Annotated in this window: 21 protein-coding genes and 2 pseudogenes; 11 read left to right on the forward strand and 12 right to left on the reverse strand. The window is 61.6% G+C overall.

Annotated elements, in window-relative coordinates; translation table 11 throughout:
- Positions 1–11: 11 nt before the first annotated feature.
- Entirely contained in the window at positions 12–719 is a 708-nt protein-coding gene (locus tag ACW5XD_RS19690) for a GntR family transcriptional regulator (RefSeq protein WP_456496335.1), read from the forward strand.
- A 107-nt stretch (positions 720–826) separates the two neighbouring features.
- Here ACW5XD_RS19690 and norR read toward each other — a convergent pair whose 3' ends face one another.
- Positions 827–2,350 (reverse strand): nitric oxide reductase transcriptional regulator NorR, encoded by a 1,524-nt coding sequence (gene norR, locus ACW5XD_RS19695; protein ID WP_456496336.1) that lies wholly within the window; start codon positions 2,348–2,350, stop codon positions 827–829.
- Positions 2,351–2,521: 171 nt separating this feature from the next.
- Here norR and norV point away from each other — a divergent pair, with 171 nt between their 5' ends.
- From norV to ACW5XD_RS19725, 6 genes and pseudogenes are all read left to right on the forward strand, one after another.
- A complete protein-coding gene (gene norV, locus ACW5XD_RS19700) occupies positions 2,522–4,006 on the forward strand; it encodes an anaerobic nitric oxide reductase flavorubredoxin (protein WP_456496337.1) in 1,485 nt (494 codons plus the stop codon).
- Complete coding sequence (gene norW / locus ACW5XD_RS19705) at positions 4,003–5,169, forward strand: NADH:flavorubredoxin reductase NorW (RefSeq protein ID WP_456496338.1); 1,167 nt, start codon at positions 4,003–4,005, stop codon at positions 5,167–5,169. The genes norV and norW overlap by 4 nt, the downstream gene beginning before the upstream one ends.
- Before the next feature lie 51 nt (positions 5,170–5,220).
- Positions 5,221–5,577: a DUF1971 domain-containing protein gene (locus ACW5XD_RS19710; protein ID WP_456496339.1), complete on the forward strand. Its 357-nt coding sequence runs from the start codon at positions 5,221–5,223 to the stop codon at positions 5,575–5,577.
- A 123-nt stretch (positions 5,578–5,700) separates the two neighbouring features.
- Positions 5,701–6,918 carry a 4Fe-4S binding protein gene (locus tag ACW5XD_RS19715; protein WP_456496340.1) on the forward strand — a complete coding sequence of 406 codons (1,218 nt, stop codon included), beginning with the start codon at positions 5,701–5,703 and terminating at the stop codon, positions 6,916–6,918.
- A 288-nt stretch (positions 6,919–7,206) separates the two neighbouring features.
- On the forward strand, positions 7,207–8,433 hold the full coding sequence (locus ACW5XD_RS19720; RefSeq protein WP_024945476.1) for an aromatic amino acid transporter: 1,227 nt from the start codon (positions 7,207–7,209) through the stop codon (positions 8,431–8,433).
- Positions 8,434–8,773: 340 nt separating this feature from the next.
- Positions 8,774–9,700, forward strand: a pseudogene (locus ACW5XD_RS19725) (cache domain-containing protein); the annotation flags it as partial.
- 21 nt (positions 9,701–9,721) lie between these two features.
- Here the strand turns inward: ACW5XD_RS19725 and ACW5XD_RS19730 are convergent.
- Positions 9,722–9,880: pseudogene (locus ACW5XD_RS19730) on the reverse strand (hypothetical protein); the annotation flags it as partial.
- On the opposite strand from ACW5XD_RS19730, the gene ACW5XD_RS19735 reads away from it, so the two are divergent.
- Positions 9,851–10,924, forward strand: a complete 1,074-nt coding sequence (locus ACW5XD_RS19735; RefSeq protein ID WP_456496359.1) for a methyl-accepting chemotaxis protein — start codon at positions 9,851–9,853, stop codon at positions 10,922–10,924. The pseudogene ACW5XD_RS19730 and the gene ACW5XD_RS19735 overlap by 30 nt on opposite strands.
- A gap of 75 nt (positions 10,925–10,999) precedes the next feature.
- Here the strand turns inward: ACW5XD_RS19735 and ACW5XD_RS19740 are convergent, their stop codons facing one another.
- The 5 genes from ACW5XD_RS19740 to glyQ all read right to left on the reverse strand — a co-directional run bounded on the left by ACW5XD_RS19740 (position 11,000) and on the right by glyQ (position 16,041).
- On the reverse strand, positions 11,000–11,494 hold the full coding sequence (locus tag ACW5XD_RS19740; protein ID WP_456496341.1) for a DM13 domain-containing protein: 495 nt from the start codon (positions 11,492–11,494) through the stop codon (positions 11,000–11,002).
- A 513-nt stretch (positions 11,495–12,007) separates the two neighbouring features.
- Positions 12,008–12,451 (reverse strand): hypothetical protein, encoded by a 444-nt coding sequence (locus tag ACW5XD_RS19745; protein ID WP_456496342.1) that lies wholly within the window; start codon positions 12,449–12,451, stop codon positions 12,008–12,010.
- Entirely contained in the window at positions 12,448–12,894 is a 447-nt protein-coding gene (locus ACW5XD_RS19750) for a hypothetical protein (RefSeq protein WP_456496343.1), read from the reverse strand. The genes ACW5XD_RS19745 and ACW5XD_RS19750 overlap by 4 nt, the downstream gene beginning before the upstream one ends.
- A 138-nt stretch (positions 12,895–13,032) precedes the next feature.
- On the reverse strand, positions 13,033–15,102 hold the full coding sequence (gene glyS / locus ACW5XD_RS19755; protein ID WP_456496344.1) for a glycine--tRNA ligase subunit beta: 2,070 nt from the start codon (positions 15,100–15,102) through the stop codon (positions 13,033–13,035).
- 9 nt (positions 15,103–15,111) lie between these two features.
- Positions 15,112–16,041: a glycine--tRNA ligase subunit alpha gene (gene glyQ / locus ACW5XD_RS19760; RefSeq protein WP_042651628.1), complete on the reverse strand. Its 930-nt coding sequence runs from the start codon at positions 16,039–16,041 to the stop codon at positions 15,112–15,114.
- A gap of 221 nt (positions 16,042–16,262) precedes the next feature.
- On the opposite strand from glyQ, the gene ACW5XD_RS19765 reads away from it, so the two are divergent.
- Both ACW5XD_RS19765 and ACW5XD_RS19770 read left to right on the forward strand, forming a co-directional pair.
- Positions 16,263–16,835, forward strand: a complete 573-nt coding sequence (locus tag ACW5XD_RS19765) for a DNA-3-methyladenine glycosylase I (protein ID WP_456496345.1) — start codon at positions 16,263–16,265, stop codon at positions 16,833–16,835.
- Positions 16,836–17,088: 253 nt separating this feature from the next.
- Positions 17,089–17,745: an OmpA family lipoprotein gene (locus ACW5XD_RS19770; protein WP_456496346.1), complete on the forward strand. Its 657-nt coding sequence runs from the start codon at positions 17,089–17,091 to the stop codon at positions 17,743–17,745.
- Positions 17,746–17,936: 191 nt separating this feature from the next.
- On the opposite strand, the gene ACW5XD_RS19775 is transcribed toward ACW5XD_RS19770, so the two are convergent.
- Positions 17,937–18,284 carry a RidA family protein gene (locus ACW5XD_RS19775; protein WP_456496347.1) on the reverse strand — a complete coding sequence of 116 codons (348 nt, stop codon included), beginning with the start codon at positions 18,282–18,284 and terminating at the stop codon, positions 17,937–17,939.
- A gap of 19 nt (positions 18,285–18,303) precedes the next feature.
- A complete protein-coding gene (gene tusA / locus ACW5XD_RS19780; protein ID WP_290023139.1) occupies positions 18,304–18,549 on the reverse strand; it encodes a sulfurtransferase TusA in 246 nt (81 codons plus the stop codon).
- Positions 18,550–18,720: 171 nt separating this feature from the next.
- Between tusA and ACW5XD_RS19785 the strand changes: the two genes are divergently transcribed.
- Positions 18,721–18,912 carry a hypothetical protein gene (locus ACW5XD_RS19785; protein ID WP_456496348.1) on the forward strand — a complete coding sequence of 64 codons (192 nt, stop codon included), beginning with the start codon at positions 18,721–18,723 and terminating at the stop codon, positions 18,910–18,912.
- 75 nt (positions 18,913–18,987) lie between these two features.
- Here ACW5XD_RS19785 and ACW5XD_RS19790 read toward each other — a convergent pair whose 3' ends face one another.
- The 3 genes from ACW5XD_RS19790 to ACW5XD_RS19800 are packed head-to-tail and all read right to left on the reverse strand — an operon-like array spanning position 18,988 to position 22,395.
- Positions 18,988–20,226, reverse strand: coding sequence for an ABC transporter substrate-binding protein (locus ACW5XD_RS19790; protein WP_456496349.1), 1,239 nt, complete (start codon positions 20,224–20,226; stop codon positions 18,988–18,990).
- A gap of 4 nt (positions 20,227–20,230) precedes the next feature.
- Positions 20,231–21,676 (reverse strand): ATP-binding protein, encoded by a 1,446-nt coding sequence (locus ACW5XD_RS19795; protein ID WP_456496350.1) that lies wholly within the window; start codon positions 21,674–21,676, stop codon positions 20,231–20,233.
- On the reverse strand, positions 21,673–22,395 hold the full coding sequence (locus ACW5XD_RS19800; protein ID WP_005320571.1) for a response regulator: 723 nt from the start codon (positions 22,393–22,395) through the stop codon (positions 21,673–21,675). Before ACW5XD_RS19800 ends, ACW5XD_RS19795 begins: the two co-directional genes overlap by 4 nt.
- Between the last annotated feature and the right edge of the window lie 209 nt (positions 22,396–22,604).

Here is a 22,604-nt window from a genome sequence, read left to right on the forward strand (position 1 = left end):
GAGGTCTATCAGTGATCTATAAATCGGTGGCGGATCGGCTGCGTATCCGGGTCAATGGCGCGGATTGCCGGGTGGGAGACGTATTGCCGAGCGAGAAAATGCTGGCGAGCCAGTTCGGCGTGTCACGCATGACGGTGCGCAAGGCAGTGGACATGCTGATCGAATGGGGGCTGGTGGCGCGGCGCCACGGCAGCGGCACCTATGTGACCAAGAAGGATGTCCAGCATGAGACCAAGGGGCTGAGCGGCTTTACCGAGCTGATGCGCGATCAGGGTCGCCTGCTCACCAGCAAGGTGCTGGAGTTTCGTACCATGCCGGCCGCACCTGCGATTGCCAGCCAGCTCAGGGTCAAGGTAAACGAGCCCATCTACTACTCCAGCCGGGTGCGTTCTGTGGATGGTCGGGCCCTGCTGGTGGAGGAGAGCTACATGCCGGTGCGGCTGTTTCGCACCCTGTCGGTGGCCCATCTGGAGGGCTCCAAGTTTGCCTATATCGAGAACGAGTGCCAGCTCCCCATCGCTGGCAACTACGAGAGCTTCAGCGCCGTGCTGGCCGACCGGCAGATGGCCGAGCTGCTGCATATCGAGCAGGGGGCGCCCATCCTGCGGCTGACCTCGCTCTCTTATGGCGAGAACGGGGAGTTTCTCAACTACTCCATCATGTTCCGCAACGCCAACGACTATCACGTCGACTACCACCTGCGCCGTGCCCGCGACTGAATCCGCCGTCGATGGACCATGCCACGGCCCTGGTCATCGTATAGGTACCACGAAAAACCCCCTCGTCACCGAGGGGGGTTTTGTTTATGGGCTTGGTGCGGCGGGCCTCAGGGTTTGAGGCCGAGCCGTCTGGCGAGCCGGTGCAGGTTGCCGCCGTCCAGCTCAAGCGCCCGGGCGGTGGCGGCCCAGTTGCCGTCATGGGCGGCCAGGGTCTGCTCTATCAGCGCGAGCTGGAAGGCGTCGGTGGCGGCGCGCAGGCCGAGACCAACGGCGATGGGCGGGGCAGGGGGTGCCGTGCTGGCGGCAGGCGGCGGCGAGACCGCCGCCCCCAGATTGAAGTGATGGGCATCCAGGGCCGGGGACTGGCTGCCCTGCTCGGCCCGCGCCAGCACGGCGGCTCTGTGGATGGCGTGCTCGAGTTCCCGCACGTTGCCCGGCCAGTCGTGACCCTCGAGCAGTGCCAGTGCCCCGGGCAGGATGCGCAGCCGCTCCAGCCCCAGGCTGACCCGGCAGCGTTCGCAAAAATAACCGGCCAGCAGGGGGATGTCGCCGGGGCGCTCGCGCAGTGCCGGGGCCTGGATCGGGAAGACGCTCAAGCGGTGGTAGAGGTCGGCCCGGAACTGCCCCTCGACCACAGCCTGCTTCAGATCCCGGTTGGTGGCGGCCAGGATGCGCACATTGACCTTGAGCGGGGTGTCGTCACCGATGCGCTGCAGATCCCCGTATTGCAGCACCCGCAACAGCTTGGCCTGCAGCGCCAGCGACAGCTCGCCGATCTCGTCCAGAAACAATGTGCCCTTGTCCGCCAGTTCGAACTTGCCCGCCCGGTTGTGGATGGCGCCGGTGAAGGCCCCCTTCACGTGGCCGAACAGCTCGCTCTCGGCCACCGATTCCGGCAGGGCGGCGCAGTTGAGGTAGACCAGGGGCGCGCTGGCACGGGGTGAGCCCTGATGCACCGCCTTGGCGATCAGCTCCTTGCCCACCCCCGTCTCCCCCAGGATCAGCACGTTCAGCTCCGAGCTGGCGACTACCTCTATCTCGTGGCGCAGGCGGGCCATGGCGGGGGAGCGGCCTATCATCTCCGGCTGGCCCTCGGCATGGGGGACTGAGGCGAGCGGCTCGCTGCTCTGGCGGGCGCGCCGCTCCAGCAGCAGGGCGTTGCTGAGGGCGGCGGCGGCCAGGGCCCCCACCAGCCGCAGCTCCTCGTCGCTGATGCCGTCAAACTGGGTCGGGTTCATGCCGTCTATGGTCAGGGCGCCGATCAGAGCCTGATCCGAGAAGAGCGGCAGGCCGACGCAGGCGTGCACCTTGAAGTCGTCGTGATCCGGGATCAGGCCGTCATAGGGGTCGGGCAGGGCGCTGTCGGCGGGGAAGCGCACCACGTCGCCGGCCCGGGCGATGGCCTCCATGCGCGGGTGATCCCGCAAGGCGAAGCGGCGCCCCAGCACGTCCTGCATCAGGCCGTCGATGGCGAGCGGGATGAACTGGCCCCCCTCGTAGCGCAGCAGGGCCGAGGCGTCTGAGTGCAGCAGGCTGCGCACGCTCTGGATCAGGCGGTGGAATCTGTCCTGATGGGAGATGCCGAGTTGCAGGTCGAGGGCGATGCGCGCCAGGCTGTCGGTCGAGATCACGATGATTGTCCAAATGACAGTGTGTTTGTGATTTTGACTATAGAGAGTGGCTGTCTAAATGACAATGACAGATATGAATATAAAGCAAAAACAATAAGTTAAAAGTTGGCACATCAACTGCAATAGCTGGTTCAGTCGCACATTCGCTATTGCATTCTGAGGAACAACTTGATGAGCATTCACGTCAAAAACAACATTCACTGGGTCGGCCAACGGGACTGGGAGGTACGCGACTTCCACGGCACCGAGTACAAGACCCACAAGGGCACCAGCTACAACAGCTATCTCATCCGCGAAGGGAAGAACGTGCTGATCGATACCGTCGATCACAAATTCAGCCGGGAGTTCGTGCAGAACCTGGCGGCGGAGATCGATCTCGCTTCCATCGACTTCGTGGTGATCAACCACGCCGAGGAGGATCACGCCGGCGCCCTGACCGAGCTGATGGCCCGCATCCCAGGCACCCCCATCTACTGCACCCACAACGCCATCGACTCCATCACAGGTCATCATCATCATCCTGAGTGGAACTTCCACCCGGTCAAGACAGGGGACAGCCTGGACATAGGCAACGGCAAGCAGCTGGTGTTTATCGAGACCCCCATGCTGCACTGGCCCGACAGCATGATGACCTATATGACGGAGGACGCCGTGCTCTTCTCCAACGACGCCTTCGGCCAGCACTACTGCGACGAGCACCTGTTCAACGACGAGGTGGATCAGACCGAGCTGATGGAGCAGTGCCAGCGCTACTACGCCAACATACTGACCCCCTTCAGCCCGCTGGTGACCGCCAAGATCAAGGAAGTGCTCGGCTTCAACCTGCCGGTAAGCATGGTGGCCACCTCCCACGGCATCGTCTGGCGCGAGGACCCCACCCAGATCATCCTGAAATACCTGGAGTGGGCCGACCACTATCAGGAAGACCGCATCACATTGTTCTACGACTCCATGTCCAACAACACCCGCATGATGGCCGACGCCATCGCCCAGGGCATCCACGAGGTAGACCCGGGCGTGGCGGTGAAGATCTTCAACGTGGCCCGCCACGACAAGAACGAGATCCTGACCCAGGTGTTCCGCTCCAAGGGGGTGCTGGTGGGCTCCTCCACCATGAACAACGTCATGATGCCCAAGGTGGCGGGCATGCTGGAGGAGATCACCGGCCTGCGCTTCAGAAACAAGCGGGCTTCGGCCTTCGGCAGCTACGGCTGGACCGGCGGCGCGGTGGACCGGATCCAGACCCGGTTGATGGACGCGGGTTTCGACATCAGCATCTCCCTCAAGGCCAAGTGGCGCCCGGATGGCTCGGCCCTGGCCGAATGCCGTGAGCACGGCCGCCAGCTGGCCCGCCAGTGGGCGCTGCATCCGCTGGATGCGCCTCGCCCGATCATCACAAATAACGCCGCAGTGGCGGCGCCCGTGATCGAGGTTCCGGTTGCGCGTGTCGTCACCCCGGCCGCCGCTGAATGGGACGACGACCAGCCCATGCTCTGCACCGTTTGCCAGTGGGTCTACGACCCGGCCCAGGGCGAACCGGATCAGCTGGTGGCGCCGGGCACCCCCTGGGCTCAGGTACCTGACAGCTTCCTCTGCCCGGGTTGTGGCATCGGCAAGGAGGTATTCGAACCCTGTGCGGTGGAGGCCTGTGTATGAGCACAACAACGCAGAGTGACGCCGGCGTTAGCCGGGAAATCGTGGTGATCGGCAGCGGTTTCGCCGCCCAGCAGCTGGTCAAGAGCCTGCGCAAGCTGGACGCCGAGCAGCTCATCCGCCTCATCACCGCCGACAGCGGTGACGAGTACAACAAGCCGGATCTCAGCCACGTGGTGAGCCGGGGCTGCGCCGCCGCGGCCATGACCCGCCAGAGTGGCAGCGACTTTGCTGAGCAGCAGCGCATCGCGCTGCTGCCCCACTGCCCCGTGCTTGGCATAGATCCCGTCCGGCGGCTGGTGCTGACCGAGCAGGGCAGCTTCCCCTACGGCCAGCTGGTGCTGGCCACCGGTGCCAGCGCGGCGCGCCCCGAGCTGCCGGGCAGCGAGCATCTGGTGACCCTCAACAGCCAGCAGGAGTACGCCGCCGCCGAGGGGCTAATCCAGCAGGCCCGCCGCATCCTGGTGCTGGGGGGCGGCCTCATCGGCTGCGAGCTGGCGATGGACATGGCGAGCGATGGCCGCGAGGTCACCCTGCTGGATCTGGCCGACAGCCCGCTCAGCGCCCTGCTGCCCGCCACCCTGACCCAGCCGTTGCAACAGGCGCTGCGCAGCCAGGGGGTCAGCCTGCAGTTCGGGACAGGTCTCGCCAGGATAGATGCCCAGCCGGGCGATGGCTGGCGCGTTACCCTGACTGACGGCCGCGTCAGCGAGCAGGATCTGGTGATCGCCGCGATCGGCCTGCGGCCGAATCTGGCCCTGGCCCGGGGGGCCGGGCTGGAAGTGGAGCGCGGTATCCTGGTCGACGATCGGCTGCAGACCAGCGATCCCCATATCTTCGCGCTGGGGGATTGCGTGCAGTGGCAGGGCCAGCTGCTCCCCTTCCTGCAACCCATAGTGCTGGGTGCCAATGCGCTGGCGCGCACCCTGCTCGGCACGCCGACTCCGCTGACCCTGCCGCCCATGCTGGTGAAGGTGAAGACGCCGCGCTACCCGCTGCAATTGGCCGGCCGCACCCGGGGTGAAGATCTCGCCTGGCAGTGCCGCTGGAACAGCCACGGCATGGTGGCCGAGGCGCGCGACCAAGCCGGCGAGCTGTGCGGCTTCGTGGTGGGGGGCGATCAGATGAGCGCCGCCTTCCCGCTGCTGCGCCAGCTGCCCCGTTAACCCCTTTCATTGCTCCGGCCGGGTCGACCCGGCCATCTGAGGAGAATGTCTATGTCACTGCACCTTATTCCCGCCCATTCTATTCCTACAGATTGGGTAGTGCGCCGTTCCACCCCCTTCTTTACCCGCCAGAGCGTACCCGCAGCCCTGCTCACTCACCACAACACGGCGGCCGGGGTGTTCGGCCAGCTCTGCGTGATGGAGGGTACCGTCACCTATCACGGCTTTGCCGACGAGCAGGCCGAGGAGCCTGAGATAAGCCTGGTGATCCGAGCTGGGGAGTTTGCCATCAGCCCGCCCCAGTACTGGCACAGGGTCGAGTTGTCGGAGGATGCCCGCTTCAACATCCACTTCTGGGCCGAGCAGGCCGAATCCGACCAGCCGCTGTTCAATAGCCGCAAAGCATAAGGTTCAACCATGGGGAGGGGCATTGGGCGCAAATGTCCCCCTCTGCCCATGCAGATCAAAATAATCAACTCAGATGTTCGTTATCCTGCCCCCTTATCCGCATGAGTGCTATGAGGGAGATGCATGAGCCTGATTGAAGCGATGACCATGGCCGCCGGCCTGGCCTATCTGGTGCTGCTGGCGTGGCAGGCGCGATCGGGTTGGCAGTGGCGCCTCGCCCTCGGTCTGCTGCTCATGCTCTGGTTGCTGGCGGCGGACAGCCTGCTCTGGCTCGGCGTGGGGCTGGTGGCCGTCGCGCTTGCCCTCTGGCACCACTGGCGGCCGCTGCCCGCCCTCGAGGCGCTCGACAGCCAGTGGTTGCGGGCACGCACGCGCCAGCTACTGTTGCTCTGCTGGGGGCTGGTGACGCTGCAGTACGGCCTGCATGTCTGGCAGCTGGGGCAGGGGATGAGCCCCTGGCTGGTGCGCCCGGACGTGGTGGACGGCTTCCTGCCCATTGCCGGCGGCCTCGGGCTGCGGGCCTGGCTCGGACAGGGGCTGGTGGATCCACACCATCCGGCGGCCACTATCACGGTGCTGGTGCTCTCGCTGTCGGCCCTGCTGCTGGGGCGGGCGTTCTGTGCCTGGTTCTGCCCGCTCGGGCTGGTGGGTGAGTGGCTGCACGGCCTGCGCAGCCGATGGCTGGCGGGGGAGTGGACGCCACCGCGCTGGTTCGATGTCGTGTTGCGCGGCCAGAAGTTTCTGGTGCTCGCGTTCCTGCTGTTTATCGTGCTGATCGCGGTGCCAAGCGCCGCCCTGCCCGGCTACTTCACCAGCCCCTACCATCAGGCGGCGGACATGAAGATGGGGGCCTTCTTCTTCAACCTGACCCTGACCTCGGGTCTGTGCCTCGGCTGGGTGCTGCTGCTCACCGCCACCTTCCGGCAAGGGTTCTGCCGCTACCTCTGTCCCTATGGCGCCTGGCTGGCCCTGCTCGGCCTGCTGACCCCACTGCGCATTCGCCGTGACCCGGCCCGTTGCCTGCGAAGTGCGGGCCATGACTGCGACAAGTGCAGCCGGGCCTGCCCATCGCGTATCCAGGTACACCAGCTCATCGCGGTGCGCAGTCTCGAGTGCACCAGCTGCCTGAGCTGCGTGGCCGCCTGCCCCAAGCGGGCCGATGCGCTGCACTTTGGCACTCAGGGGCGCCGGCTCGCGCCCCGCCAGCTGCTGGGGCTGCTCTGCCTGTTGCTGCTGGTGCTGCCGCTGCTCGCTTACGGCCTGCTGGGTATCTGGGTCAGTCAGACGCCGCTGGCAGATCGCGCCCAGCTGCTGCAGCTGCTGCCGCAACTGACCCATTGAGTAGTGAGGAGCGAGTTGCAGGCTGTCTGTTGAGGGCCCGCCGGGCAGCCTGAAGATGCACCCGCATTTGATACCTGAGGGGTAGCAAGGTAAAGTCCCTTCCCCGACATGGCGGCCATGCTGCCGTGTCGGGCCGGCAGCCTGCCTTGAGTGCACCTTGCTTCCCTTGCGAAGCAGCCAGCGCCGGGCGCCGGCACCTAGATGAGCGCGATCTACCATGACAACCGGCGTAGCACATGCAACGGTCCGCGGTCGCGATCAGATCCACAATCGTCTTTGGAGAAGTAAATGGGACAGAAACCATCGTTGGTGGGCGGGGCATGCATCATTGCCGGCGTCTGTGTAGGGGCCGGCATGCTGGGCTTGCCGAGTGCGGGGGCGGGCGCCTGGACCATCTGGTCGGTGCTGGCCATCACCCTGACCATGATCGTGATGACGCTCTCCGGCTGGATGCTGCTGGAGTCCTATCAGGGCTATCCGCTGCGCGTGTCGTTCGATACCGTTACCCGCGAACTGCTGGGGGAGAAGCTCAACGCCCTCAACAACCTCACCGTCTATTTCGTCGGCGGCATCCTGCTCTACGCCTACATCACCTCGGCCGGCCTCATCATCGACGGCATGACCGGCATCGGCAGCCAGTTGGGCTCAGTCCTGTTTACCCTGGGCTTCTCCGGTCTGGTGTGGCACTCCACCCGGGCGGTGGATCGCATCTCAGTGGTGTTGGTCATTGCCATGGGGCTGAGCTTCGTGTTCGGCATCTCTGGGCTGTCGCTCAACATCAAGCCGACCCTGCTGTTCGACACCCTGAGCGAGCACGCCAGTTATGCCCCCTATGCGCTGGCCATGCTGCCGGTGGCGCTCACCTCGTTCGGTTATCACCACTCGGTGTCGTCCATGCGCGCCTACTACGGTGAGGAGCGCCGCGCCCGTTACGCCATTCTCGGCGGCACCGCCATCGCCCTGCTGTTCTACCTCATCTGGCTGGTGAGCGTGTTCGGCAACCTGCCGCGCAGCGAGTTCGGCCCTGTGGTAGCCCAGGGCGGCAACGTCGATGTGCTGCTCAAGGCCTTGGCCTCGGTGATCGAATCCGAGGCGGTCGCCAGCGCCCTCAACCTCTTCTCCATGGCCGCCATCCTCTCCTCCTTCATCGGGGTGGGACTGGGGGTGTTCGACTATCTGGCGGATTTATTCAAGTTCGACAACGGCCGCGGTGGCCGCGCCAAGTCGTGGGCGGCCACCTTCCTGCCGCCGCTGCTGCTCTCCCTGCTGTTCCCGTTCGGCTTCCTGATGGCCATCGGCTACGCGGGCGCCGTGGCCACCCTGTGGACCTGCATCATCCCGGCCCTGCTGGCCTGGAAGGTGCGCGCCGGCAAGGGCAAGCAAGGTGACAAACAGGAGGGCTTCCGGGCGCCGGGCGGCATGCCGATGATCGCCGGCGTCTTCCTGTTCGGGGTACTGACCGCAGCGTTCCACCTGCTCAACATGGCTGGCCTGCTGCCCGTCTATACCGGCTGAGCCAGCTAAACAGCCAGCCGCCGTCACCGGTGGCATGCAACAAAACGGCGCCTTGGGGCGCCGTTTTGTTGCCGGCGCTGTCGAACAGGCGCGCAATGTGATCTGCCTCACTCCCACCCTGTCGATGGTTTGATCACTATCAACAAAAAGAGAAGTTCTGATGAACGTCCAAGCTATCCGTTCCATGCTCTAGGTTGGATATGACTGTCAAGGATGGTGTCTCATGTTTCCCCCTCGCAAGCTCGGTCATCAGATCACCCTGTTGACCATCAGCGGTATCGTATTGCTCGCCGTGGTGTTGCTCTCTTTCAACCTGCTTGAAAACCGTCAGCGAGCCATGATGGCCGAGCAAACCGAGCTGAAAACCCAGCTGCAGAATATAGATGCAGTGCTACGCAACACCCGGCATGAAGTCATGTTGGCCGCCACCCTGATCGCACAGCGGCCGGATGCGGCCAAAGCCGTTGCCGAGCAGGACTGGCAGACCCTCGCCAGGTTGTTCGATCCGGTCTGGCCCGTCCTCAAGGCGCAGGGGATCCAGCAGTTCCACTTCCACGTGCCGCCCGCCACCTCCCTCTACCGGGTTCACAAGCCCCAGACGCACGGCGACGATCTCGCTACCACCCGGCTGGCTGTGGTGGAGGTCAACCGCACCCATCAGCCGGTGGGCGGGCTGGAAACGGGGCTGGGGGGAACCGGTATCCGTGGCGTGGTGCCGGTGACTTTCGAGGGCAAGCCGGTAGGCTCCGTTGAGTTTGGTCGCGCGCTGGATACCTCGCTCTTTGGCGATCTGCTGGAGAAGAGCAGCCGTCTGGCGATCTACCTGCTCGATCAGGGCAAGCCGGTCATGCTGACCGGCAACAGCCTGCTCAACGAAAGCGCCGACTGGTATCAGGCCGTGCTGGCTGGCGAGCCGCATTTTGTTAGCATCCAGCAGGAGGGAAACACCTTCCTGGTGGTGGCGGCCCCGCTGTACGACTTCTCCGGCAAGGCGGTCGGCATCATAGAACTGGCGCGGGATCACGGGGTAGTTTCCGCCGCGCTGGCCAAGCAGATCTGGCAGATGGGGATGATAGCCCTGCTCGGTACTGCGTTGATTGGGGTGGCGCTAGCGTTGCTGCTGGGTCGCCTCAACCGGCCACTGCAGAACAGCATCAAGGCGCTGGAGGCGCTGGCCAACGGCTCCGGCGATCTCGGCAGCCGACTGCCGGTCGAAGGTTCCGATGAGACGCGGCGCCTCGGGATCGCCTTCAATGCCTTCGTCGGCAAGATCCGCGATACCATCAGCCAGCTCACCAGCACCCTGGGCGAGCTGGCCGGCGAGAGTGAACGACTGTCGCGCAGCGCCGTCGGCAACCTGGGCAGCATGACGCGCCAGCAGGAGCAGACCACCCAGCTCGCTACCGCCATGACCGAGATGACCAGCACTGTGCACGAGGTGGCGCACAATACGGTGAAGGCCGCCGAGGCAGCCAGTGAGGCGGACAATCAGGCGGTGACCGGCGATGCGGTGGTGCAGCAGAGCGTCAGCATGATCGAACAGCTGGCTCAGGAGATCTCCCATGCCGGCCACACAGTGCAGGAGGTAGCGAAGGCGAGTGAGCAGATTGGCTCCGTGCTGGCGGTGATCCAGTCCATTGCCGAGCAGACCAACCTGCTGGCGCTCAACGCTGCCATCGAGGCCGCCCGGGCCGGCGAGCAGGGACGCGGTTTCGCGGTGGTGGCGGACGAGGTGCGCTCGCTGGCGGGCCGTACCCAGCACTCAACCGCCGAGATCCGTGCCACCATCGAACAACTGCAGCGGGCGGTGGGCACCACGGTCACCATGATCGAGCACAGTGTCCAGCAGGCGGGCGAATCGGTAGAGCGGGCCAACCGCGCGGGGGATGCGCTCGGTCGCATCAAGGGGGCGGTCAACAGCATCCGCGACATGAATGCCCAGATTGCCACCGCCTCGGAGGAGCAATCCTCGGTCAGCGACGAGATCACCCGCAACATCGTCAGTGTGCACGAGATCTCCCAGGCCACCACCCAGGTGGCGCGCGATACCGCTCAGATCGCCAGCCATGTGGCGACCCTGGTGGATAAGCTGGGGGATCTGGCCGGCCAGTTCCAGGATGGCACCAACGTGCAGATGGTGCTGGGACGAGCCCGCGCGGCTCACATGGGCTGGAAGAGCCGAGTGCGGGCTTACCTCGATGGCCATGAATCTCTCTCCCGCCAGGAGGCGGTGAGTGACAGGGAGTGCCGTCTCGGTCGCTGGTACTTCGGCGAGGGACAGACCTGTTGTGGTGATCATGTTGCCTTCCGTGCCATCGCGGCCCCTCACGCCAGACTGCATCAGGTGATCCAGCAGATCATCGACCTCAAAAACCAGCACAAGCAGGAGGAGGCAGAGGCGCTCTACCGCGAGATCGAGCGCAACTCCGAGCTGGTGGTGGGCAATATCGATCAGCTGATAGAGGAGATGACCCAGCCGAATCGCAACTGATAACACAGATCAGGCAGCAAACGGGCTGACAGTGATGTCAGCCCGTCTCTATTGCGTTGGCCAGGCAGAGAAACGTCACTGTGCCTCGCGTCCATCCTGATAACGGGCGGCGGTAATGAACTGGCTGAAGGTTTCGCACCAGACGATCACGCTGTTGTAACGGGCCGGGTCGATATCGGCAGGCAGTAGCACGACAAAGTTGTCGAAGGTTTTCACCGGCCCGACCCGTACCATCTGAGCCTTCAGACGGGCAAAGTCGGCCTCAGTTTCGACAAATTCCGGCGACAGATAGAGCTGGTAATCGGGCCCCGGCGCCAGCTTGCCCATCAGGCTGATGGCATCGGGCCCTATGCTCACCTTGCCTTCGCCCCAGTGCAGTCGGTCGCTGTCTTTCAGGTCCCGGCGAAAGGTGCCGTTAAAGGTCGCTTTTTGCTGACGGGCTGCCACCTGTTCACTGCTCGGCGCGGCAGGCGCGATCAGGATCGGCAGGGCATAGATGCCGGCGGCAAAGCCCGCCGCCGCGACCAGCAGATGGGTGCCAAACAGCAGGATCATGGTTTTGCGTTGCATGATATCTCGGTCGTTGATGAATTGGAGTCAGCATCATAGCAGCGGTGAGGGATGGCAGGCTTGTTGTTAAGCGCAATAGAATCGGACGTTTGTGCAGCCTGGCACTGCTTGTCCACTCGCCAGTCATGCCTGTAGATACCGCCATATCACCCAGATGACTGCCAGGGTAGTAGCCAAGTCAGACAGCATCTACAAACTGCGGACTGCCCCTTTTCTCGCGATATGGACAAGGAAGAGAAGGCCTGGGGATGAGGGGGCGTGGTTATCCGCGGTAAACGTTGGGCTTCACTACGCTCGGTGCCAACCTGCATGTACCTACCGCCAGCCAACGCTTCTGCAGGTTCGATTAGCGCAGCGTAATCGGACGATCGAGAGGCTTTGGTTGTGGTTGTTGCCGTGCAACAGAGGTGGCCAGCCGGAGGGAAAATTCGGCTAGCCGTTATGGCGGGAGAATCTATTTACGCGAACGTCCGATTACGCCTGACGGCTAATCGAACCTACGAACTGAAATTGTTAGCTAATGCCAATTACGGACATCATGTTTGAAAATTTGCTTGATGAGAAAGTTGCATTCATAATGTTCATGCTTTTTTCATCTGAGTAAACATTTAAACCAAAAGGTTTTAAATTTAATTTATTAACTGTAACACTCCCATTTTTTTCTTTTTCACAGTCAATTATCACGCCATCTGGCGTAGTTATTTTAACTCTATTTCCGTTTTTAATTACAAGAACTGACGGGTTTGTAGAGAAATTATCTTTTACCAATGGGTACCACTCTGAGCCATCTTGTTTGGCTGGTATATTAATCCATATCCTGGGAATCTTGCCATCACCTATTAATATGGGGGCAAATCCTTTGAAATCTATCAAGGTATTAACATTAGATATGATGTTACTACCGATATAAATACTACTCGGTGCCTTATAGTTGGTGGGAAGAGAATTAATCTTCATTGCCATTCTCCCTTAGTAACATGTAGTTTTCTTTTTTTGTTATTGATGAAGTGTTCTTCTATCGCGTTTAGTAAATCTTCCTTCTCTTTGTCTTCATTAGATTTAACGAAACGCTTTGTTACTAGGCAAATTAATAAACCAATGACTAATGATATTATTTCCCATCCAGCCAGTTGAGGGTCTTCTTTAGCTACTAAGGAGGCGGCAACTTTTCCAATGATCGATATTAGTAAGCCTATAGTAGCACCTGCGAACAAATTAAAATACATTTCTGTGTTATCAGGCTTTTTTATTATGCTAAATTCATATCTAGTTAAATCGTATGGCATCTCAGCGATATAACGTGTAGGCTCACTTTCTATAAAACCTTCCATTATTAACGGCTTGTCGAATATCTCGCCGGAAAAATGCTTTGATGCGACATTCTTAGAGTCTTTAGGCAATTTAGGTTCCTTTATCCTATTGATAATGACTCATGTCATAAAAATACTCACCTTATCACACAGTGATTCTTGTATTGAATCCATCTGTAAAAAAATGGCGCCTATGGCGCCATTTTTAGGTAATACAGGCAATCTTCGCTACTGCAGCAGCGAGATATCCGCGACTTGCAGGAACAGGTTGCGCAGGTTGTTCAGCAGCGCCAGACGGTTGGCCTTGAGGGCCTCGTCGTCGGCCATCACCATGACTTCGTTGAAGAAGGTGTCGACCGGCTCGCGCAGGGCGGCCAGACGGGTGAGGGCAGTCTGATAGTCACCGGCAGCGAACAGCGGCGCCAGTTCGGCTTGCAGGGCAGCAACCTGGGTGGCCAGCGCCTTCTCGGCGGCATCTTGCAGCAGTTCCGGTTTGACGGCAGTCGGCAATTCGCCTTCAACTTTGGCCAGAATGTTGCTCACGCGCTTGTTGGCAGCAGCCAATGCCAGTGCGGCATCCAGGCTGCGGAAGTGGCTGACGGCCTTGACGCGACGATCGAAGTCCAGCGGACGGGTCGGGCGGCGGGCCAGTACGGCCAGCACCACATCGGCACCTATGCCTTCGTCCTGATAGGCGGCGCGGAAGCGGCCCAGCATAAAGTCGACCACGTCGGTGACGACGGTGTTGTTGGTCAGCTTGTCGCCGTAGACGCGTACCGCTTCTTCAACCAGTTCAACCAGATCCAGATCCAGCTGCTTCTCGGTCATGATGCGCAGAGCACCGATGGCGGCGCGACGCAGGGCGAACGGATCCTTGTCGCCTTTGGGCAGCATGCCGATGCCGAAGATGCCGGCCAGGGTGTCGAGCTTGTCGGCCAGCGCCACGGCGCAGGCTTCCAGAGCGGACGGCAGGGCATCACCGGCGAAGCGCGGCATGTACTGCTCGTTCAGGGCCACGGCCACCACTTCGTCTTCGCCGTCGTGACGGGCGTAGTGCATCCCCATGACACCCTGGGTGCTGGCGAACTCGCCAACCATGTTGGTCATGAGATCACACTTGGAGAGCAGGCCGGCACGCTTGGCCTGAGCCACATTGGCGCCAATGCGCTCGGCGATGAAGCCGGCGACGGTCTCGATGCGCTCGACCTTGGCCTTGACGGTGCCCAGCTGCTGCTGGAACAGCACGGTTTCGAGGCGCGGCAGGCGGGAAGCCAGCGTCTGCTTGAGGTCGGTCTTGAAGAAGAACTCGGCGTCAGACAGACGGGGGCGCACCACCTTCTCGTTGCCGCTGATGATCTGGCTCGGGTCTTTGGACTCGATGTTGGTGACGAAGATGAACTTCGGCAGCAGCTTGCCGCTCTTGTCGTAGACCGGGAAGTACTTCTGGTCACCCTTCATGGTGTGCACCAGCGCCTCGGCCGGTACGGCCAGGAACTTCTCTTCGAAGTTGGCAGTCAGCACGACCGGCCACTCGACCAGAGCGGTGACCTCTTCGAGCAGGGCGTCGTCCAGATCGGCAACGCCACCGAAGGCGGCAGCGGCCGCTTCGGCGTCAGCCTTGATCTTGGCCTTGCGCGCCATGAAGTCGGCAACCACTTTGCCTTTTTCCAGCAGGATCTGCGGGTACTGGCTGGCGTTGTCGATGGTGAACTCGCTCTCGCCCATAAAGCGGTGACCGCGAAGGATGCGGGCAGAGTCGATACCCAGAATGTGAGCGGGCACCAGATCCCCATCCAGCAGCAGGGTCACGGTGAACACCGGACGCACGAACTGGATGGTCTTGTCGCCCCAGCGCATCATCTTGGGGATGGGCAGCTTGGCCAGTGCGGAGGCGACCAGCTCGCCCAGCAGATCTTTGGCCGGACGGCCTTCGACCTTGGCGGTGTGAACCAGCCACTCACCCTTGTTGGTGACCAGACGCTCGGCCTGTTCGACGGTGATGCCGTTGCCACGGGCCCAGCCTTCGGCAGCCTTGGTCGGCTTGCCATCGGCATCGAACGCCTGGGAGACGGCCGGGCCGCGCTTCTCGACGCTCTTGCTCGGCTGCTCGCCGGCCAGCGCGTGCACCTTCAGCGCCAGGCGGCGCGGTGAGGCAAACCACTCGACGTCGCCGAAGGCCAGGTCGGCCTTGGTCAGCTCAGCTTTGAAGTTGTCGGCAAAGGCCTCGGCCAGGGAGCGCAGGGCCTTGGGTGGCAGCTCGGCGGTGCCGATCTCTACCAGAAATGTATGTTGTGCCATGTCCGTTCCTTAACCTTGCTTGTTCTCTTCGTCGCTGCGCTTGCACATCGGGAAGCCCAGCGCTTCGCGGGAGGCGTAGTAGGCCTCGGCCACGGCCTTGGTCAGGGTGCGAATGCGCAATATGTAGCGCTGACGCTCGGTGACCGAGATGGCCTTGCGGGCATCCAGCAGGTTGAAGGAGTGGGCGGCTTTCAGAATGCGCTCGTAAGCGGGCAGCGGCAGCGGCGTTTCCAGTGCCAGCAGGTGCTGGGCCTCTTTCTCGTACTGCTCGAAGCAGTGGAACAGGAAGTCCACGTCGGCGTGTTCGAAGTTGTAGGTAGACTGCTCCACCTCGTTCTGGTGGAACACATCGCCGTAGGTGGTCTTGCCCAGCGGGCCATCGGACCAGACCAGATCGTAGACGCTGTCCACGCCCTGAATGTACATGGCCAGACGCTCGAGACCGTAGGTGATCTCGCCGGTCACCGGCTTGCACTCCAGGCCGCCAACTTGCTGGAAGTAGGTGAACTGAGTCACTTCCATGCCGTTGAGCCACACTTCCCAGCCCAGACCCCAGGCACCCAGGGTCGGGTTTTCCCAGTTGTCTTCCACGAAGCGGATGTCGTGGATTTCGGGATCCATACCCAGCTCTTTCAGCGAGCCCAGGTAGAGTTCCTGAATGTTGTCGGGGGAAGGCTTGATGATCACCTGGAACTGGTAGTAGTGCTGCAGGCGATTCGGGTTTTCACCGTAGCGGCCGTCGGTCGGACGGCGGGACGGTTGCACGTAAGCGCAGGCGATGGGCTCCGGGCCCAGAGCGCGCAGACAGGTCATGGGGTGTGAAGTACCGGCACCCACTTCCATGTCCAGCGGCTGAATAATGGTACAGCCCTGGCGGGACCAGTAGTCCTGCAGCTGCAGGATCAGGCCCTGAAAGGTTTTGACATCGAATTTTTGCATAATTTTTTTCGCGCGAAATGAAAATCAGAGCAAGATTTGCTGAATGTGAACCGAAGGAGTATACCGTCTGGCATGGTCGGATAATAGGCGAAATTACAGGGGATTCAGGGATGGCGCTGCGCCGTGCCTGGCTGAGCGGGATGTTCGGTATATGATGTGACCGATGCCGCCTGCAGAGTGGGCAGGGTCGGGGAAACAGATCAAATAAGAAGGGAGACGAAATGGAACTGCGCTGCGCCTGGGTGACCAGGGACCCGGAATATATCGAATACCATGACAAGCAGTGGGGCAGGCCGGTCCGCGATCCCCGCGAGTTGTTTGCCAAGCTCTGCCTCGATGGCCAGCAGGCGGGCCTCTCCTGGATCACCATCTTGAAGCGTACCGAGAGCTACTACCGTGCCTATGCCGACTTCGATCCCACGCTCATCGTCCGGTTCGACGAGCAGGATGTGGCGCGGCTGATGCAGGACAAAGGCATCATCCGCAACCGCCTCAAGGTGCAGTCGATCATCAAAAATGCTCGCGCCTATCTGGCGTTGCAGGAGCAGGGGATCGACTTCGCGGATTACCTCTGGGGCTTCGTCGGCGGCGCTCCCATCGTCAATCAACGGCAGGGCAACGGCGATATTCCGGCGACCTCAAAGGAGTCGGATGCCATGGCCAAGGCACTCAAGAAGCTCGGCTTCACCTTCGTCGGCAGCACGATTTGCTACGCATTTATGCAGGCAGTGGGGATGGTGAACGATCATCTGGTGACCTGTCCCTGCCACGGCGAGTGTCAGCGGCCCGCCTGAGGCTGCTTATCGACTGAGCCAGATTCCGCCAGGGGGCGAGCGGTCACGCCGAATGCCGGGAGTCGTCAACCATCCTCTTCCTTGAGACAAATTCGGCTGCATTTGTAGCCGAATCTGGCCCGCTAGGCGCCGCCGGCGCGCAAAAAACGCTCACTCTCGCCAGCCGTTCAGACCTGCGTCAGACAATGGCGTGGTGGCGCGTTACAATCCGGCCCCCGGCATGGTGCCGGACTGTATTCATAGAGGTTTTTTCATGCGAGCCAAGATCCTGGTGCCAGCTTTGGCACTGACCATTGCCCTGACCGGCTGTACCACCAACCCCTATACCGGTGAATCCCAGACCTCCAAGGGGGCCTGGGGGGCGCTGGCTGGCGCCGCGACGGGCGCCGCCGTGGGCGCGCTCTCCTCCAGCAAGGGTGATCGCAAGAAGGGGATTCTGACTGGCGTGGCCGCCGGTGCCGCCCTGGGTGGCGGTATCGGTTACTACATGGACGTGCAGGAAGCCAAGCTGCGCGAGAAGTTGCAGGGCACTGGCGTCAGCGTGACCCGCAGTGGCGACCAGCTGATCCTCAACATGCCGAACAACGTCACCTTCGACAGCTCCAGCGCCCAGCTGAAAGCGGCCGGTGCCAATACCTTGTCCGGCGTGGCCATGGTGGTTGCCGAGTTCGACAAGACCCGGCTGAACGTGGTCGGTCACACCGACAGCACCGGCTCCCGCGAACTGAACATGAAGCTCTCCCGCGAGCGTGCCGATGCCGTCGCCGCCCAGCTGATTGGTCAGGGCGTAGCGGGCAGCCGCATCGCCACCAGCGGTGTGGGCCCGGATCAGCCGGTTGCCACCAACAGCACCGCCGAAGGCAAGGCCCAGAACCGTCGGGTGACCATCACCCTGACCCCGACCGCTTAAGTCGTCCGGTTTCCGATAACAAAAAAGGCCCCGCCAGCGATGGCGGGGCCTTTTGCTATCTAGCGCTGCGGGCCTAGACGGCGGCGGTCAGCTGGATTTCCACTTTATAACCTTCGTGGGCCAGGCGAGCTTGTACGCAGGCACGGACAGGCGCGGTGCTGGCGTGAGAGGAGCCAGGCATCCCGCTCGGCTTAGACGGCCGCCGTCAGCTGGATTTCCACTTTATAACCTTCGTGAGCCAGGCGGGCCTGTACGCAGGCCCGGACAGGCGCCGTACCCGCCGGGATCCAGGCATCCCACTGCTCGTTGAAGGTGGCGATGTCCGCAATGTCCTTGAGATAGATGTTGGCCATCAGGATCTTGTCGACCCCGGAGCCGTTGGCTTCCAGCAGGCGTTGCAGGCTGGCCAGCACTTCGCGGGTCTGCTGGTGAATGTCGGCCTCTTCGCTCACGGGGACTTCCACCACATAGAGGGTGCCGTTGTGAATGACCACGTCTGACCAACGCTGGGTGGTGCCGACTCGGGTAATGGCTGTCATGTTTGCTCCGAAACTGGGCTTATTGACCCTTGCGGATCAGATAGCGGTAGGGGGCCTGCTCTGTCTCGCTGGCGATCAGGGTGTGATCCATGAAGCGGCAGAAGCTGGGGATGTCGCGGGTGGTTGAGGGATCGTCGGCGCTGACCAGCAGGGTCTCGCCCTGGGCCATCAGCCGCACTTTTTTACGCACCATCATCACGGGTTCCGGGCAACGAAGCCCGATTGCGTCCAACTCGTGAGTCGCATCGCAGAATAAAGTAGTCATTAATAATCAACCTTCAACCAATTCAGCTGCCAATGATACTCACGGCGAAAAAATAATCAAACTACTGGGACTGGAAGCAGCATATGTAACCAAAGTGTTATCTGGCCCTATCTAGTCCTCGTCTTGTGAGTAATATAAAAATTGAACCATATTCAACAAGGAGGTGTGAATATGCAGGTCTCCTACGGCAGATTGCAAGCCTACGCAGGCATGGGGTTCTTGGCTTTCGCCATGATAGTGATGGGCAGCCCGATCGGTAACACAGGCACCTGGTTCGGTTCCATGGTGATGATTGGACTGGGGCTCTGGATCGAGCTCAGCGATTACTACGACGAAGATGAGGACGAGAACGATCACTCTTAGCTCCCGGATTTCTCCCACAACGACAAAGGCGGATGATGTATCCGCCTTTGTCGTTTCTGGTCGTCGGGAACGGTGCTAGCGGGTCGAGCGCATGGCCCGTTCCAGATGCTGCGCCGTCTGCTCCGGGTTGGCCCTGGGGTCGTTGAAGAAGTTGCTCAGCACATCCATGATCGCCTGGCGCATGTTGGTCGGTGTCGCCATCCCTTCCGCCATGCTGGGCAGCAGGTTGCCTTGCTGCTCTGCCTGCAAGAAATCCTGATAGGAACGGATGGCGCAGCGATCGAACTTGCTCATGTCCGGTTTGGTGAGGGCGGGGATCGAGCCCTTCACCCGGTTGAACTCCTGCTGGAAGCGCGGCGTCATCAGCAACTGGGCCAGCTCACCCTGCGCCTGCAACTGGGCGGGATCCCGCTGCTTGAACATGGCGATGGAGTCCAGGTTGTAGCTGAACAACCCTTCGCTGCCTGGACTAGGCAGACACTCTATGTCTTCACCCGGCCGGTAGTTGCCGACGCTCAACTCCCCCTTCACCCAGTCCCCCATCAGCTGCATGGCGGCCTCTCCCGTCTCCAGCTGGTTGGTGGCCTGGTGCCACTTCAAACCGATGAAGCTCTTGGGCACGTAGGCGCGCAGCTGCTGGAAGCGGGTCAGCACCCGCACCATGTCGGGGCCGGTCAGGGTGGCGTTGTCCTGTTCGAGGAACGCCTTGCGATAGAACTCCTTGCCTCCTTCGCCCAGCGCTACCGTCTCGAACAACACTGCCAGCTGCCAAGGTTCGTTGCCGATGGCCAGCGGTGTGATCCCTTTCTGTTTGATCTGCTCTGCCACCGTCACGAACTGATTCCAGTCAGTGGGCGGGGTCAGTCCCAGCTTGTCGAACACCTTGCGGTTGAGCCATAGCCAGTTGACTCTGTGTATGCCGGTCGGCACTGCCATCAGAGCGCCGTTTTGGCTGAGGGTTTCTCGTACCATGGGCGGCAGTTGCGGGTACCAGCCGAGGTGTTCGGCCATGGGAGTGAGATCGCGCAAGAAACCAAGCCCGGCCCACTCCCTCAGCTCATAGCCTTTGAGGTGCGCCGCCTCCGGCGGGTTGGCCGCCAGCGCCCGGCTTTTGAGTACCGTCATGGCGCTTTTGCCACCACCGCCCTGCACCGCGAAATCGTTCCACTGGTTGCCCTGCTCGGTCCATTCGGATTTGAGCACCTCCACCGCCTTGGCTTCACCGCCGGATGTCCACCAATGCAACACTTCCACCTGAGCGGCGGCAACGGGCAGAGACAACAGGGCGATGACAGAAAAAGACAACCACTTCATAAGGTTACTGCCTTGGTAGGGAGAGGGTGGCCTGCAGGCCACCCTGTGGACGATTTTCCAGCACCAGATCGCCGCCGTGGGCGTGGGCTATGTTGCGGGCTATGCCCAGGCCCAGACCGGTACCGGCCAGATCCGTGCTGAGCCGGTAGTAGGGCTCGAAGATGCGCTCGAACTGATCCTCCGGCAGGCCCGGGCCCTCATCCATGATGAACAGGATCAGCATCTCCTCGTCGTCCATGATGATGATGCGCACCTTCTGGCCGTACTTGATGCCGTTGTCCACCAGGTTGCCGATGCAGCGTTTGAGCGCCAGCGGCTTGCCACGGTAGAGCTGCTTGCAGTGACCCTCTATGGTCAGCCGCTCGTCGTGCAGGTTCATGGACTCGGCCATCTGCTCCAGCATGGCGTCTATGTCCAGCTGCTCTATGTTCTCGTGGATATCGGTGTCTTTCACCGTCTGCAGCGCCCCCTTTACCATCAGCTCCAGCTCGTCCAGATCCTTGTTGAACTTGCCGATCTGCACCTCGTCGTCGAGCAGCTCGACCCGCAGCCGCAGCCGGGTGATCGGGGTCTTGAGATCGTGGGAGATGGAGCTGAACAGCCGCTCTCTGTCGTCGATATAACGGCGGATGCGGTGCTGCATGATGTTGAAGGCACGGGTGGCCGCCACGATCTCCGACGCCCCCTCCTCTTTCAGCGAGGGCTGGTCTATATCTTTGCCCAGGTTGACCGCCGCCTTGGCGAGCCGGCGCAGCGGACGGGTCTGCCAGCGCACCAGCAGGAAGGTGAAGAAGCAGAGAAACACCGTCATCAGGGCGATGAAGCGCACCTGGTTGCTCGGCATGACGGTATCGTCGAGCGTCATGTAGGGGGCGGGCAGCAAGGCCGCCAGATAGAGCCACTCACCCGGTTCTATCTCGATCTGGGTCACCAGCACGGGCGGATTGAGCGGCTCCAGCGACAGCGTGTAGCGGGCCCAGGAGGAGGGCAGATCCGCCAGCAGGGTGTCGTTGTTGAAGACGTGCAGCTCTTCCGGGCGGGAGAAGTCCACCTTGATGGCCATGGCATCGGAGAGCTTGCGACTCAATACCCCCTGCACTTCCTTGAGCACCAGCGTCTTGCGCTCGCTGTCGGGGATGGCGTTGATGTGGATCTCCTCTTCGTTCAGCGAGACGAAGAAGCGGCTGCCGCCCATGTTGCGCAGCTGGTCCAGCGCAATATGGCGGTACTGCAGCGGCAAGGATTTGAAGAAGTTGACGGTGGAGGCGGCCGACAGCGCCAGGTTGCGGGTGGTGCTGAGCATGCCTTCCAGCTCCCGTTTCTGGATCTGTTGCATCCAGATGCCGGTGAGTATGGTCTGGGAGAGCAGGATGGCGAGCAGCAACAGCAACAGCATCCGCGACAACAGGGAGCGGGGTACCAGCGCCCGCCAGAACCACCTCGTCCTCATGGGATCTCGTGTACCTCTGCGATCAGCATGTAGCCACTGCCGCGAATGGTCTTGATGATGCGCGGGCTCTTGCCGTTGTCACCCAGCTTCTGGCGCAACCGGCTGATCTGCACGTCGATGCCGCGCTCCATCGGCAGGCTCTCTCGGCCACGAGTCGCATCCGAAATGGTGTCTCTATCCAGCACCACGCCGGGTTGCTGCAGGAACATGCCGAGCAGCAGGGCATCGCTGCCGGAGAGATCCAGCAGGCTGCCGTCGTCGTGGGTCAGCTGGTGGCTCAGGGTGTCCAGAGTCCACTCGGCAAAACGCAGCCGGCGGCTCGGCTCCTTCTCTTTTTCCGGCTGGCGGAATTCGGCGCGGCGCAGCAGCGCCTTGATGCGGGCCTGCAGTTCACGCGGGCTGAACGGTTTGGCGATGTAGTCGTCGGCGCCGAGTTCGAGGCCGATCACCCGGTCCGCTTCATCGGAGGCGGCGGTCAGCATGATGATGGGCACCTGGGAGTCGCGACGGATCTGCTGGCAGAGGGTAAAACCGTCGTCGCCCGGCATCATGATATCGAGAATAATCAGGTCAGGGCTGTGCAGGGCGAGCTGCTGGCGCATCTCGTTGCCTTCCGCCGCAGTCAATACCTGGAAACCCGCCCTGGTCAGGTATTCATTGAGCAGCTCGCGGATCTCTTGGTCGTCGTCGACGATAAGCAGTTGTTTGCTCGTTGACATATGTATGTGCATCCACCCATTTTTTTGTGCAGATTGAACCTGTCGGGGGAGCAAAAAGCAAGCAAGCCCCCCATCTAATGTGAGGTTATGGGCAATATCCTCCCATATCGCGTCCCGTAAATAAAAAAGGCCGACCCAAACGGGGCGGCCAACACGCAGATTCCGACGACAGGCGATCACCCCGTGTGGCGATCTCCACAGACTCGATG

The sequence above is a fragment of the Aeromonas enterica genome, from assembly GCF_054052465.1.